The 13,439-nt window shown below is 63.4% G+C and carries 11 protein-coding genes and 1 tRNA gene; 4 read left to right on the top strand and 8 right to left on the bottom strand.

The genetic code is table 11. The annotated features are described in order from the left end of the window. Nucleotides 1–36: 36 nt before the first annotated feature. From ACXR2T_RS05805 to ACXR2T_RS05825, 5 genes are all read right to left on the bottom strand, one after another. Nucleotides 37–762 carry a hypothetical protein gene (locus ACXR2T_RS05805; protein ID WP_458839189.1) on the bottom strand — a complete coding sequence of 242 codons (726 nt, stop codon included), beginning with the start codon at nucleotides 760–762 and terminating at the stop codon, nucleotides 37–39. Between the two features lie 15 nt (nucleotides 763–777). Beyond that, nucleotides 778–3,927, bottom strand: a complete 3,150-nt coding sequence (locus ACXR2T_RS05810) for a hypothetical protein (protein WP_458839191.1) — start codon at nucleotides 3,925–3,927, stop codon at nucleotides 778–780. Further along, the gene (locus tag ACXR2T_RS05815) at nucleotides 3,920–4,318 is read right to left on the bottom strand and encodes a hypothetical protein (RefSeq protein ID WP_489945492.1); all 399 of its coding nucleotides are present in this window, start codon (nucleotides 4,316–4,318) and stop codon (nucleotides 3,920–3,922) included. The genes ACXR2T_RS05810 and ACXR2T_RS05815 overlap by 8 nt, the downstream gene beginning before the upstream one ends. A gap of 96 nt (nucleotides 4,319–4,414) precedes the next feature. After that, nucleotides 4,415–4,708, bottom strand: coding sequence for a hypothetical protein (locus tag ACXR2T_RS05820; protein ID WP_458839195.1), 294 nt, complete (start codon nucleotides 4,706–4,708; stop codon nucleotides 4,415–4,417). 72 nt (nucleotides 4,709–4,780) lie between these two features. After that, nucleotides 4,781–5,854, bottom strand: coding sequence for a hypothetical protein (locus tag ACXR2T_RS05825; protein WP_458839196.1), 1,074 nt, complete (start codon nucleotides 5,852–5,854; stop codon nucleotides 4,781–4,783). A gap of 962 nt (nucleotides 5,855–6,816) precedes the next feature. Here ACXR2T_RS05825 and ACXR2T_RS05830 point away from each other — a divergent pair. Beyond that, the gene (locus ACXR2T_RS05830) at nucleotides 6,817–8,343 is read left to right on the top strand and encodes an HNH endonuclease family protein (protein WP_458839198.1); all 1,527 of its coding nucleotides are present in this window, start codon (nucleotides 6,817–6,819) and stop codon (nucleotides 8,341–8,343) included. Between the two features lie 79 nt (nucleotides 8,344–8,422). Here ACXR2T_RS05830 and nrdF read toward each other — a convergent pair whose 3' ends face one another. The 3 genes from nrdF to ACXR2T_RS05845 form a co-directional block, all read right to left on the bottom strand. After that, nucleotides 8,423–9,424 (bottom strand): class 1b ribonucleoside-diphosphate reductase subunit beta, encoded by a 1,002-nt coding sequence (gene nrdF, locus ACXR2T_RS05835; RefSeq protein ID WP_489945493.1) that lies wholly within the window; start codon nucleotides 9,422–9,424, stop codon nucleotides 8,423–8,425. Beyond that, nucleotides 9,321–9,950: a phosphatase domain-containing protein gene (locus ACXR2T_RS05840; RefSeq protein WP_489945498.1), complete on the bottom strand. Its 630-nt coding sequence runs from the start codon at nucleotides 9,948–9,950 to the stop codon at nucleotides 9,321–9,323. Before ACXR2T_RS05840 ends, nrdF begins: the two co-directional genes overlap by 104 nt. A gap of 21 nt (nucleotides 9,951–9,971) precedes the next feature. Continuing rightward, nucleotides 9,972–10,046, bottom strand: a tRNA-Lys gene (locus ACXR2T_RS05845). A gap of 906 nt (nucleotides 10,047–10,952) precedes the next feature. Between ACXR2T_RS05845 and ACXR2T_RS05850 the strand changes: the two genes are divergently transcribed. Genes ACXR2T_RS05850 through iscB form a run of 3 tightly spaced genes read left to right on the top strand, consistent with a single transcriptional unit; the run spans nucleotide 10,953 to nucleotide 13,358 of the window. Next, a complete protein-coding gene (locus ACXR2T_RS05850) occupies nucleotides 10,953–11,339 on the top strand; it encodes a beta/alpha barrel domain-containing protein (protein ID WP_458838799.1) in 387 nt (128 codons plus the stop codon). Then, entirely contained in the window at nucleotides 11,333–11,695 is a 363-nt protein-coding gene (locus tag ACXR2T_RS05855; protein WP_458838798.1) for a hypothetical protein, read from the top strand. The genes ACXR2T_RS05850 and ACXR2T_RS05855 overlap by 7 nt, the downstream gene beginning before the upstream one ends. Nucleotides 11,696–11,735: 40 nt before the next feature. Continuing rightward, complete coding sequence (gene iscB / locus ACXR2T_RS05860; RefSeq protein ID WP_458838797.1) at nucleotides 11,736–13,358, top strand: RNA-guided endonuclease IscB; 1,623 nt, start codon at nucleotides 11,736–11,738, stop codon at nucleotides 13,356–13,358. Nucleotides 13,359–13,439 lie beyond the last annotated feature (81 nt).

Consider the following 13,439-nt stretch of genomic DNA (forward strand, 5'->3'; position numbering starts at 1 on the left):
AGTCCTGCGCAAGAGGCTCGCCCAGTCCAGCTCTGCCTACAGCCGATCATTCATGAGCTGCCACAGCCGCTCCGTGGACCGCGCCGCGCGCAGATCGTTCGTCGTGATGGCGTCCGCGATCCAGTTGTGAAATTTGTACTTCCCGGCGAGGGCATTCAGCGTGGTCTTCTCGCCGTTGATTTCAACGACGTGCTCGTCGATCTTCTTCGTCTCGGCGGCGCTGAGGTGTCCCGAGCGGTAGAACATCTGGCCGTAACGGGCGATCGGGCGAATGTCTGAAGGGCGGAGCTCGACGTGCTCGCGGATGACTTCTTCATGCGCAGCGCGCATTTTGTTCAGTCGCTCATTGGCTGCGCGCTGGAAGTAGTCCGACCCGAGCCCGACGAATGTCTTCTCCCACTCTCGATACTCTGGGGTGTTTTCGTACTCGTGGAACTGCTTCCGCGCTCGCTCGTCTGCTGTTCTACGAATGTAGTCTTCATGCGCGAATTGCACATTGGACAAGGTGATCTCGGGAATCTCGGCCTGCTCGAAGAACGCGATGTGCTCCTCGGCGGTTTGTGTAATCGGCGGGAAGCAGAATGATCCTTCGTGAGACATGTCCCCATTCTGCGCCCCATTAGGTTCGTTAGGGGGCAGGACACTCCGTAGCGTCTCTCCTGATGCTTCCGTTTGCATGCTGGCTGCAAACTGACCGCCCACAGACATACCGGCCTGTTTCGCGCCTGCTTCGTGCCGTTTGAGTATTTCGTTCATGCTCATGAGTGAGACCGGCCCCTAGCGCCTGTTTGAACGCGTATCGTTTGCGTCCGCAGCGTGTCCAGCCTGCGACTGCGCCTGGTCCTCTGCGCGCTGAGCCGCCTCGGCTGCGGCCTGTTCCGCCGCCTGGACCGCTTCGCGCTGAGCACGCACACCCTGCACGAGCGCTTCGTCACGCGCCGCCTGGCGCTCGGCCCGGGCGGTGCGGGCGCTCTTCACGGAGCGGTTCGCGTTGGACAGGGCGACGGCGCCGAGCACGGCCGGGAGCGCGGCCGGAACCGCGACTGAGGCGCCCACCACCGCGGCCTGCTTCCCGAGCCGGGCGTATGCCTGGCCGACTGACGCGCCTGGGCCGGCCGCGGCCATGACCGCTGAATGCACGGGCTTCGCCGCAAGCGATGCGGCTTGAGCCACCGTGCGGCCCGCTGCTCCCCCGACATGGCCGGCGGCGTGCATACCGAGCGTAGCCGCGCGGCGCAGTCCGCCGTGCCCATGGGCTTGAGCCTCAAACGCAATCTGCTCGCGCGTAGCTTGATCGAGGCCCACGGACGAGAGCATGCGCTCGCCAGCGCGAGAGGTCATGGCCTTCGTGCCGTCCCACGCCATCGCACCGCCGCGCTTCACGGCTGCGCCCATTAGCTTCGCGCGCTCACCCGCACGGCGCGCGAGCATGGCGCGGCCCTCAGGAGTGGTGGCAAGCAAGGCGTTCGCTTTCGCGGCGCGCCAGCCACTCGCGGCAGCACCGCCGAGCTTCTTACCGCCCGACGCCAGCTTGGGCCAAGCGCCCTTCGCGGCCAGACCGAGCGCCGCGCCGCCCGCGGCGAGCTTGCCGCCCAGGCCCTTTGCCCGGGAGCCGAGCCGCTGGTTCTTCGCCTCAGCAAGATCCTGCTGGAACTGTGAATCCTTGCCCATCGTCTCTTTCGCCCCGATGCTGCCGCCGCCCATGCCGGAGCGACGCCCGGAACGTCCCGCGTCACGGCCCATCATGCCGTCCGTGCGGTTTTCAATCCAGCGTTTGCCCGCCGTTTTCGCCGCTCCGGACGCCTGGCGCCCCATGCGGCTCGCGAGCCCCGCACCGATCGCACCGCCCGCGCCCGCGGCGAGAGCGCTCATGCCCAGCGGCGCACCCTTCGCCCATGCCTGAGCGCCTTTCAGCGTCATCGGGCTCGGGGCGTTGAACGTCTTCTTCCAGATGATGTTCATGCCGATAAGCGTCACGGTGGGGCTCATGCAAGCAATGAGAATGCTCATCGTGACAGCACCAGAGCTCCCGACCGTGCTCACTCCAAGGATTTCACGCATCACTTGCGTCAGGCTCGTGGAAATGACGAGCACCAGCCCGAGCACGCCAGCGAGGCCAGTCGTCATGATCGCGCTCGTGAGCACCTGCATGGCAGGTTTCTTGAGTTTGTCTTCCCACGGGTTTGTGCTGAACGCGGCGCCGATCAGGGCCACCCACAGTCCGATCAGCATCATCACCATGACGAGGCGCAAGATGATGACGCCCACTGACAGGATGATGAACGGCAGCGCGGCCGCCCACGACAATATCGAGTACACAAACACAATCGGGGTCGCGCTCGACGCAGTGGTGCCATAGAACGAGGAGATGAAGTCTTTGGTGCGCGGGCCCGGCACCTTGTAGTCGATCGACGCCTGATTACCAGGCATGATGAAGCCTGCGAGATAGTCTGGCTCGGGCATGGCGCCACTCAGGGACGCAGGAAGCATCTCACTGGAGGCGTCACCGTTCTCGCTCCCCTTCCAGAAGTTCGCTTCCCCTTTGGCGGTGAACGCTGCAGAGCACGCCTTATTGGCGTCTACTTCACTGGTGAAACCATCCTTATACCCCGCGCCCGTCGCTCTCACCTTGTCACTCGTGGCGCTCGAGTCCTGACCTTTGTTCGGATTGAAGCCGTTCTTGAACCCGGAACGGAACTCGAAGCTTGAGCCGTTCCAGTTGCACGCTGCATGAGCGGTGATTCCGGCGTACTTCTGTTCGTTCGACTGGGGGCTGATAATCGCGAGGTCTTTCGCGCCTGTGTGGATGGCAGTGAGACGGCCGCCCTGGGTGGATACCATGAAGCCGGGGAAGTTCATCCCGCCCTTTTTGTGGACGAAGTTCGACGCGATCTGCGTCGCCTCCATGCGTTGCAGGTAGCTCAGATCGCTTGAACGTAGATCGAGCAAGTAGCAGTACACGTCGTTGCCGATCGTGTTGCCGCTGCCGAACTGCGCCTTGATCCAGGTGGTGAGACCCGTCATCTGCCAGGTGCGGTCGATCATCACTTCCATCATCAGGCCGCGGTTGTCGGGCTTCTTTGCTTCCGGCGCGATCTTCTCTTCAAAGCCGGCGGTCACGTTATAACAGCCTAGGTCGCCGCCGTATTTCCCGTTCACCATCATCGGGTTACTCATTGCTTCCATCGCGATCGCGGCGGGAAGCCCGGCCACCATGTCCACTCCCTGGTTCACCTTGGAGATGATCCAGCTCGGCGTACCCGCCGGGGGCTTATACGCGGCGGCAGAGGCCGCGGCCGCGGGGCCAGCGGGGCCGATCATCTGCGACACGGTGAAGCCGAGATATGCCATCATGAACGAGATCACCACGACGCGCTTGAACATTTGCGCGCCTGCGCCGCGGGTCTGCTTGACCACTTGGAAGAATGCGATCAGCGCGGCAAGAGCCATGGACAGGGTCAGGAAGTTCATGCCCTTGGCGCCCGGTACTGCTGCCACGCCGGTGAAGGCTTTCAAAATGCCGGCGACGACTCGATCCACGGCATACGCCATACCTGAGTACATCTCTTGCGAGCCGCCCGCCCATGACACAGCACTGAGCGCCCAGTCAAAGCTCATGTTGCCCGCACTGATCCACTGCCCCTGCAGCACCTTGCGATTAGCGAGCTCCAGCATCGGACCCACGTCCGTGATTCCGACGTTCGCGTCAAACCCGCTCGCCGCGTCCTTCCACCGCTTGATCGTGACCAGTTTGTCGCTGGTCGAGGCGCAGTCGGGCTCGTTGGAGCACGAGTCGGCCGCGACGAACACGGCAGCGTGAGTAGCGGGGCTGGAGACAGGAGCGGCAGCCGACGCGAGCGCGGGCACACTGACCGTCGCGATTAGGGCCAGCACGAGGCCGGCTACCAGGGATCGAATCTTACGCACGTGCCTGGGCTCCCAAAGTGTTTCGTTGATAGGTGCGGTCGCGCTTGCCGCGCACGAGCGCTGTGCCGTGCTCAAGATTTGACTCGGCCACGTCCACCACGGTCGGCTGGTGCATGATGAACATCGGGGTGGCGAACGGCTGCCCGTTAATCCAGAACCCGCGGACTGCCTTGCGTGAGTTCAGCATCGACGTGTAGCGATACACACGCAGGCCTTTGCGCTGCCGGGCGCCGAACAGTAGATGCGTGAGCGGAATGCCCAGCACAATCACCACGAATCCGGGAGGCCCGAAAATGGCGGTGCACAACATAGCGACCGGGAAGCTGGCGAGCGCTCCGAGCAGGGTGACCAGTAGAGTGTGGCGGCGGACCTCAAACGTCATCACCATCATGTACCGATGCGCGTTTCGGCGCTGACCGGTCAAGTCAGTGAGGGAATATGCCAGCTGCATGCTGCGCTCCGAATCGAGAGAGGCCCGCCGCGCCTGTTAAAACAGGCCGACGAACATCGTGAAGAGGGCGATGCCGATGTTGATGACCGCCTGGAGAATGCCCAGCACGAGAGGGATCGTCACGACCGGGCCACACAAGATCGCGCCGCCAATAACGGGCCACCACGGGAAGCCCGCCATAGCGCTCCCACCGCCGCCACCGCGCTTCTTGATCACCCACGCGACGATTGAGAAAACGATCAGGGCGGCGCCGACCACGGTGAGCGCTACTGTCAGTCCGCCGCCGCCGATTGCGCCCCAGAGGCTGTTCCAGCCTGATAGAAGATCCATGGCTTTTCCTTTCGAAGGTTTTCGTTCCTACCCGTGCGCATGCGAACCTCTGGCACGGACAAAGGGAGTTCTTTAGAACTCCTCGATTGAGGCGGGGTCTGCGGCCTGGCGAGTGGACGCCTGCTTTGTGGAGGAAAGCACCGCTGAGTTCCAGATGTGATGCCCAAAGTCAGCGTGCTCGCTGAGCTTCGAGGCGACCGCGAGGCGCTGCGCGGGCGAAAGCCGCTTGCCGCCGAACGGGGCGAACAAGGCCTGTTCTTCCGCGGGAGTGGATTCGCCGTCCACGAATCGAGCGGCCGCGCCGAACGCGCCGTCGCGGGCGGCCTTGAGCACTTTGCGCGCAGCGGAGGCTTCATTGGCCGTCATGCGCTGCGTGGCGGGCAGCTGGTCGTCCGCTTCCCGCATGACCCCCCACAAGTCGGCTTTGAGGTCGTGGCGCGTCGCAGACTTGCTCTCTAGTCGCTCGGTGGCGCGGTCGAACGCTTCGGCGCCGTCTTCCGGAGTCTGCTCGAAGCGGTACTCATCCTCGCGGGCGATGAATGGGCGCAGGTCTATCTGTCCATCTTCAAAGCCGTCCTCGGACAGGTCAGAGGTGACGACCTGACTCAGCGAGAAGTGGTAATCCGGGGCCGGACGCCTCCCGGGTGGGAAGCTCTCCCGCACCTCATCGGCGAGAGCTTCGTACTCACGGCGCCCCAGCTCGCGGCCGAGTTCAGTCTCCAGCTCGCGGCGGCGCTCAGCGAGGCGACCGCGCCCGGCGAGCTCACGCGATGACTGGTCATTGTTCGAGCGGCGCATCTGCTCCTGGCGCAGCATGACGCGAGCGAGGCCGCCGTGGTCCTGCGCCAGGTTCGTGAGACGGTCTTTGCGGGCCTTCTCGAACATGCGCACCATCGTGTCCTGGTGGATGTCTTCGCGTTCACTGATCACCCGGTCAAAGTCGCCGCTGTTGCGCCACATATTGCGCAGGTGCTGATCCAGCTCGACCATCTCGTGCTCGAGCACGGCGCGGTGCTCGTCGTGGGCTTCGGGGGCCAGGCCTCGCCCGGACGCCTCCGTGCGGCGCTGCTGGGCAAACTTGCCGCCCATCTTTACGCCGGCCTGACGAGCCCCTGCTCCATGCCTGTGCTGCTTGTTTTCGCTCATGCCTGTGCATGAGACCGGCGCTCATTCAGCGCAGTGCGCTTCGGCGTGTCGCGAGAGTTGGCGAGGAGTGGTGAGGGCGAGCGTGGGATCACTGGCGGCGCTGCTCAGTTATGAGCGAAGTGTGGGGAAGCGGCAAGGGCCTTAGCACCGCCGAGGATGTCACAGGAAGCTTTCGGGCCCCGTCTTCCATCCTCCCGCGCTGGAACGGCCCTGCATCAGGCGCGGGAAACAAACATCCTTATGCAATGTTCAAGCCTGCTCGAAATGACGTGTTTTCGGCTGTTTCGGGCGAAATCCGGCTGAAAACACGGTGTCAGCCGGTTTTCGAGTTCCGCATGAAATCAACGATGTTTCGGCCCCGGCACGGCCTGACACAGCCTGACCCGAGAACGACACAGCCCAAAAACCGCATGATTGCAGCGCTAAACAGCCCTGACACACTATATATATATATATATATTTTAAAAAGTATTAAGTAGTAGTAGTAGTAGGTAGAGAAACCGGCTCGGCTGGGAAAGCCCCGCCCCTCCTCTATACAGTGGGGGTACCCCCTTTCTGAGAAACGTGTGTCGGCTGTGTCAAAAGCGTTTCGCCTGGTCAGGAATGGTTTTTGGGCTGTGTTCGGGGTGTCCGAGGGGTGTGCCGACACAGCGGGTGTCCGTGCCGGGGCTGGAAATCGGGGTTTTCTGGGTGATCGGGCGAGGCCGTGAACAGGGCATGAGGATGTTCGCCCCGCGAAAGTGGGCCCGCATGAACTCAACGATCTTGAAACACGGCCCGACACGAGCGCACGCGGGTGTAGCGGGCGGATAGTGGGCGCGCGAAGGCCATCAAGTGCGCGTTGAATCCTGCGCACAAGACTGTGCCCCGCCGGACCGCTCGTCGTCCGTCCCATAGCTCACGCGCAAGCATCGAGCAGATGAGGCTCGAACATTTCCAAGACTCCTGTAAGGATGGTCGGCATGCCACTTCCCCTCGAACACTCCCCTGTGCGCCAAAAACCTGCGCGCCGCGTCCTTGTGCTCGCGCTGTCTGCGCTGCTGGCGATCACCGGCGCAGGCGTCGCGTCCTCCCCCGCGTTCGCTGAGTCTGAACCGCCGGTCGCTATCGCTGAGGTCTCCGCGGCATCGGTTGATACCGCGCGGCAGCAGTTGGCGCAGCTTCCGGTGAAGGGCCGCGCCCCGAAAACCGGATACGCGCGGAGCCAATTCGGCCCCGAAGTGAGCAGCTCTGACTACGACAAAAACGGGTGCAAGACGCGCGATGACATTCTGAAACGCGATATGACGAACGTGCGCACCCGCGCAGGCGGCTGCGTCGTCACGCACGGCACCCTGAACGACCCGTACACGGGCAAGAAGATCGACTTCATCCGGACCGGCGAACCCGGCGGTTACTCGAACGCGGTGCAGATCGACCACGTCGTTGCGCTTTCGGATGCCTGGCAGAAGGGCGCGCAGCAGCTCAGCAAGGCGCAGCGCACCGCTATGGCGCATGACCCGGCCAACCTGCTCGCGGTTGATGGGTCCGCGAACATGCAGAAAGGCGACGGCGATGCTGCCACCTGGCTGCCGAGCAACAAGGCGTACCGCTGCACGTACGTGTCCAAGCAGGTGGACGTGAAAGCGAAGTACGGCTTGTGGGTGACCTCGGCGGAGAAGACCGAGATGTCGGGGACTCTGCAAAACTGCGGCGAGAAACCCGCTGTCACCTCGGGCCCGTTCATTGACGTGCCCGACAATCACAAATTCGTACGCGAAATCAACTGGATGCACGCCTCCGGTCTCTCCACCGGCACGGCCACCTCACGCGGCCCGGTGTATGAGCCCAGCAAATCGCTCACGCGCGAAGCCATGGCGGCGTTCATGTTCCGTCAGTATGGGAACAGCTCGTACCGCGCTCCGAGCACCTCGGCGTTCTCGGATGTGAAGCCCGGGGATAAGTTCTACCGCGAGATCAGCTGGATGCACCAGGCGAAGCTCTCCACCGGCACAAAGGTCGGCGCGCGGCGCGAGTATCGCCCGAAAGTGACGCTCACCCGTGAAGCCATGGCGGCGTTCATGTACCGTGCGCTCGGCCAAGGTGCCTCGACCGCAGGCGCCCGCTTTGTGGACGTCGCTCCCGGGCACAAGTTCTACCGCGAAATCGGATGGATGTCCGCCTCCGGCCTCACCACCGGCGTGAATACAAGCCAGGGCCTCGCGTACCAGCCCGGCGCTCGACTGTCGCGCGAAGCGATGGCAGCGTTCATGTACCGCGCCCGGAACACTCCGAGCACCATTGAGGCCGCTGCGAGCGAGCCGACCCCTACTGGCCGCGCAGAACTCCCAGCAGTCCCGGAGACGCCCTCAGGGGCCGCGAGCGAGGATCAAGACGATACAGAGGCTCCTGAGCCCGCAGAGGGTCACAACGGCGCTCAGGAGGCCGGCTCCGGCGGTGAGGATGATCCGGAACTCGAAACGAGCGCCGGAGCGGACGCAAACGCCTAGCGATAGGCCCGCCACAAAACACCGCGCCGCCCCTGATTCAAGGCGAATCAGGGGCGGCGCGGTGTTTTGTGGGAGGTGGCTAGAAGTCCCAGTCCTCGTCTTCGGTGGCCTCTGCCTTGCCGATGACGTACGACGAACCGCTGCCCGAGAAGAAGTCGTGGTTCTCGTCTGCGTTAGGCGAAAGCGACGACATGATCGCCGGGTTGACGTCGCACATCTCCTTGGGGAACATCGGCTCGTAGCCGAGGTTCATGAGCGCCTTGTTGGCGTTGTAGTGCAAGAACTTCTTGACGTCTTCGGTGAGGCCTACGGGATCATAGAGATCCTGCGTGTAGAGCACCTCGTTCTCGTAGAGCTCGTACATGAGGTCGAACGTGTACGCCTTGAGCTCTTCCTGACGCTCGGGCGTCTCATTGGCGACGCTCTGCTGGTACTTGTAGCCGATGTAGTAGCCATGCACGGCCTCGTCGCGAATGATGAGGCGAATCAGGTCTGCCGTGTTCGTGAGCTTCGCCTTCGACGACCAGTAGATCGGAAGGTAGAAGCCCGAGTAGAACAGGAACGACTCAAGCAGGGTGGAAGCGACCTTGCGCTTGAGCGGGTCGTCGCCCTCGTAGTAGTCGACGATGATCTGCGCCTTCTTCTGAAGGTACTGGTTCTCGACCGACCAGCGGAACGCGTCGTCGATCTCCTGCGTCGAGCAGAGCGTCGAGAAGATCGACGAGTAGCTCTTGGCGTGCACCGACTCCATGAACGCGATGTTCGTGAGCACGGCCTCCTCGTGCGGGGTGATCGCATCGGGGATCAGCGAGACCGCGCCGACGGTGCCCTGGATCGTGTCAAGCAGGGTAAGGCCGGTGAAGACGCGCTCAGTGAGGCGCTTCTCGTCATCGGTGAACGTCGCCCACGACTGCACGTCGTTCGACAGCGGCACCTTCTCGGGCAACCAGAAGTTGTTGACGAGGCGGTTCCAGACCTCAAGGTCCTTTTCGTCCTCGATGCGGTTCCAGTTGATCGCCTGTACGAGTCGAGTCAAGTTTTTCTCCTTTGGTGTGATTGGTTCCTTGCTGGCACTGCTCATGCCACCCTGACACGACCGTGACCGGGATGCGCTCGCGGCGCCATAGCGCGACCACGACGGGGTTATCGTCAATCGCGGCCACGACGTTGAAACCGCAGGCGCGGATCTGCGCGAGAATGTCCGCTTTGACGAAGTCGTCTCGGCGCGGGTCGCCGTTCGCGCGCATGAGCAGCAGGTCGTTCCTGATGCCCCACTTCCGCAGCCAGCGGCGGGTGATGAACTCGTATCGCCGTTCGCGCGCGGTCACGATGATGACGGCGCGGCCGAGCGCGCGATGCGCTTCCACCCAGGCGAGAGAGTCCGGGATGGCCGGGCAGATCGCCGAGGCGCGATGGAACTGGTCGAAATTCCGCCGCCGCGGATGCGCGGTGACGTAGTGCCGAATGCCAGAGACATCGCACAGGGTCCCGTCGACGTCCACGATGACGGCTTCGCGGTGATCCATGCCGGGCCTCCTTTGCTGGCAATGTCGAGCTTGCGGTTTTATGCACTGGCTCGCGCATTGGCGTGGTGCGTCGGGTGGAATAAATGCTCACCGAAGCTGACATGGTGCGCCTCCCGGGATTCGAACCCGGGGCCTACGGATTAAAAGTCCGCAGCTCTACCGCTGAGCTAGAGGCGCTCACACTCGCCGGCCTCAGGGGGTGGACCGGCGAGTGCTGTGGGTGATGGGAATGAGCGGTGCAGGTGAGGCAGGGGACCTCGCCCGCATGTGCCCTATAGGACGCGGCCGTCGATCTCCTCTCACCGGCGTGCTGCCGGTTCACGAGAACAGGGCGTCGGATTCGCGCACAGCTGCTTCAAAGCGACCGCTCTGTGCGCTCGTGTGCAAGCCCGCCCTGGAACGGCCCTGCATCAGGCGCGGGAAACAAACATCCTTATGTACTGTTCAAGCCAGCTCGAAATGACGTGTTTTCGGCTGTTTCGGGCGAAATCCGGCCGAAAACACGGTGTCAGCCGTTTTCGAGTTCCGCATGAAATCAACGATGTTGCGGCCCAGGCACGGTCTGACCCAGCCTGACCCGAGAACGACACAGCCCAAAAACCGCATGATTGCAGCGCTAAACAGCCCTGACACACTATATATATATATATTTTAAAAAGTATTAAGTAGTAGTAGTAGTAGTAGGTAGAGAAACCGGCTCGGCCGGGAAAGCCCCGCCCCTGCTCTATACAGTGGGGGTACCCCCTTTCTGAGAAACGTGTGTCGGCTGTGTCAACGATGTTTTACCTGATCAGACATGGTTTGTCGACCGTGTTTGGGGTGCCAGAAGGGTGTGCCGACACAGCGGATACTCGTGCCAGAGCCGAAAATCGGGGCTCTCTGGGTGATCAGACGAGGTCGTGAACAGGGCATGAGGATGTTCGCCCCGCGAAAGCGGGCCCGCATGAACTCAACGATCTTGAAACACGGCCCGACACGAGCGCACGCCTCACCAACGCCCCGAAATCACCCTCTCCTCGCGTCTTATAGCGCAGACAAGCCGCTCACCCGAGCTGCCGTTCCTGCTCGCTAGGAGAACCCACCATGCTCGACCTCACTGCCGTCCCTGTCGCCACCTTGATCGAATCCGCGCTGCGCTACGGCCGCGTCACCGAACCTGACCGCCCGCCGCTCCCCTGGGCTGAACTCGACGAGCACACGCAGGCGAAGTACCTCGGCGATGTTCAGGAGCTGTGCGCGTTCGCCGCCAGGCAGCCCGCGGGTCCAATCGACCAGGCCGCCGCCGTGCACCACCTGTTCGATGTGTGCGCCCCGGTCGGCGCAGACGTGTACCCGCCCGGCACCCCTACTGATCTGAGGCATCTTTCACTGCGCGAGCGATTCGCTCTGCTGAGAGACACCGATCAGGAGTGGTGGCGCGCCCGCGTATCCGCCGCGCTCGGCCCGATCGAGGAGCTGCGCTCATGCTGAACGAGCTGTTCGAATCCCCCGCCGACGAAGCCGCCCGTCTCGCGCTCTCCCCGGTCGGGTCGGCCGACCATGCGCTCGCAGCCCTGCCGGTCAACATCGAAGAGTTCCCCCGAGACCTGCTGATCCTGCTGCCCGACCTGCACGGCAACGGTGAACGAATCATCGTGGTGCCGTTCGCGCACGCCGACGACCGCGCACTCGCCTCGCCGCAGACACGCCCGCTTCGACGGCACGCCGGATACTGGCGCTGCCTCGTCGTGTCGTCGAACAACGCTCACTATCCCGCCCAGGGCTCCCGCCTGGTCAATCACCCGGCCCTGAAGGACCGGGCTTGTAACACAGCCCAGCCCCTTTAGGGATTGATTGACCAGACCAAGACACGCCAAACCATTGGAGGTGACTACGTTGAACGTACGTGAGCAGACCCACCAGAGAGTGCTTCCTCAGCTCTCTGCTCTGGAATCGGTATCAGCAGACAAGGAACGGGTATCCACGAAACGGGGTATCGACGCGGGCGTGCCCGCAGCGGGCGTTCAACATGGTCGAGGGGAGACCGGCACCCGTCAAACGGTGTCGGCGTCACGGGCAGCATCTACGGGTGCTGCCCAGCCCGGCGGGGGTAACCCCGCCACACCACGCAATAACCTGGCGGCACGCGTGTTCGTGCTCGACCGCCACGGGCAACCCTTGCAGCCTTGCCACCCGGCACGGGCGCGTGAGCTGCTCGCCCAAGGGAGAGCGGTCGTGCACCGCCGCACCCCTTTTGTGATCCGTTTGAAAGACCGCACGGTCGAGGACTCGACCGTGGCCGGGGTGGAGGTCGGCATCGACCCTGGCTCCAAGCACACCGGCCTCGCCGTATTCACCACTGACCAGGCTGCCGATCCGCGTACCGGTGAAGTGACCACCGCACGTGAGGCGGTGTGGCTGGGTGAGCTTGTGCACCGCGGTCTCGCTATCAAGAACAAGCTCCACGCCCGCGCCGCTTTGCGTCGTGGCCGCCGTGGTAGAAATCTCCGCTATCGGGCGCCCCGGTTCCTGAACCGCGCCCGCAAGGCCCGCCCGAACGCGGGCTCCTGGCTGCCGCCGTCTCTATGGCATCGGCTCGACACGACACAGACGTGGATGCTCAGACTCTCGCGTTGGGCTCCCGTCACGGCCGTGCATGTGGAGCAGGTCAGGTTCGACCTGCAGCTCCTGCAAGACCCGACCATCACCGGGGTGCGATACCAGCAGGGCACGCTCGCGGGCTACGAAGTACGCGAGTACTTGCTGGAGAAATGGGGTCGCCGCTGTGTGTACTGCGACGCTCCCGGCACCGGCCCAGACGGTGTGCCGCTCAACATTGATCACGTGCGTCCGCAGGCGCGCGGCGGCTCCCACCGACCCTCGAACCTCGTCACCGCGTGCATCCCCTGCAACCAACGCAAGGACGCCCGCCCGGTAGAAGAGTTCCTCGCAGACGACCCAGCACGGCTGCGGCGTATCCTTGCTTCTCTGAAGCGGCCGCTCGCGCATGCTGCGGCGGTGAACGCCACCAGGCGGGCGATCGTGCACATGACTGCTTCGACCGGGCTGCCGGTGTATGTGTCTACGGGCGGGCGCACGAAATACAACCGCCATGTCAGCAATGTTCCGAAAAGCCATGCCCTCGACGCCCTGTGTGTCGGGGACGTGGACGTGGTGACGCGCTGGCCTGCTCTCACGCATGTCGCGCACTGCACCGGGCGAGGCTCGTACAGTCGCACCGCATCGGATAAGTACGGATTCCCGCGCCTGCGACTCACCCGCCAGAAAACACATTTCGGGCTCATCACCGGCGACCTCGTACGCGCGGTAGTCCCGTCGGGGAAGAAGCAGGGCACGCATGTCGGCCGCGTCGCCGTGCGCGCGACCGGATCATGCAACATCACCACGAATGACGGCGCCATCCAAGGCATCGGCTGGCGTCGCATAACACTCATACAGCGCGGAGACGGGTATCGACACTCCTCCGCTCCCACCCCAGAAAGGAGATAGCGGCCAAGACCGGAACGCGCCCGTCAAGGCGCGTCTCCTCCCGGCCCTGAAGGGCCAGGCTGCCGCCGCTAAGCGCAAGGT

Source organism: Leucobacter faecis (assembly GCF_054456635.2).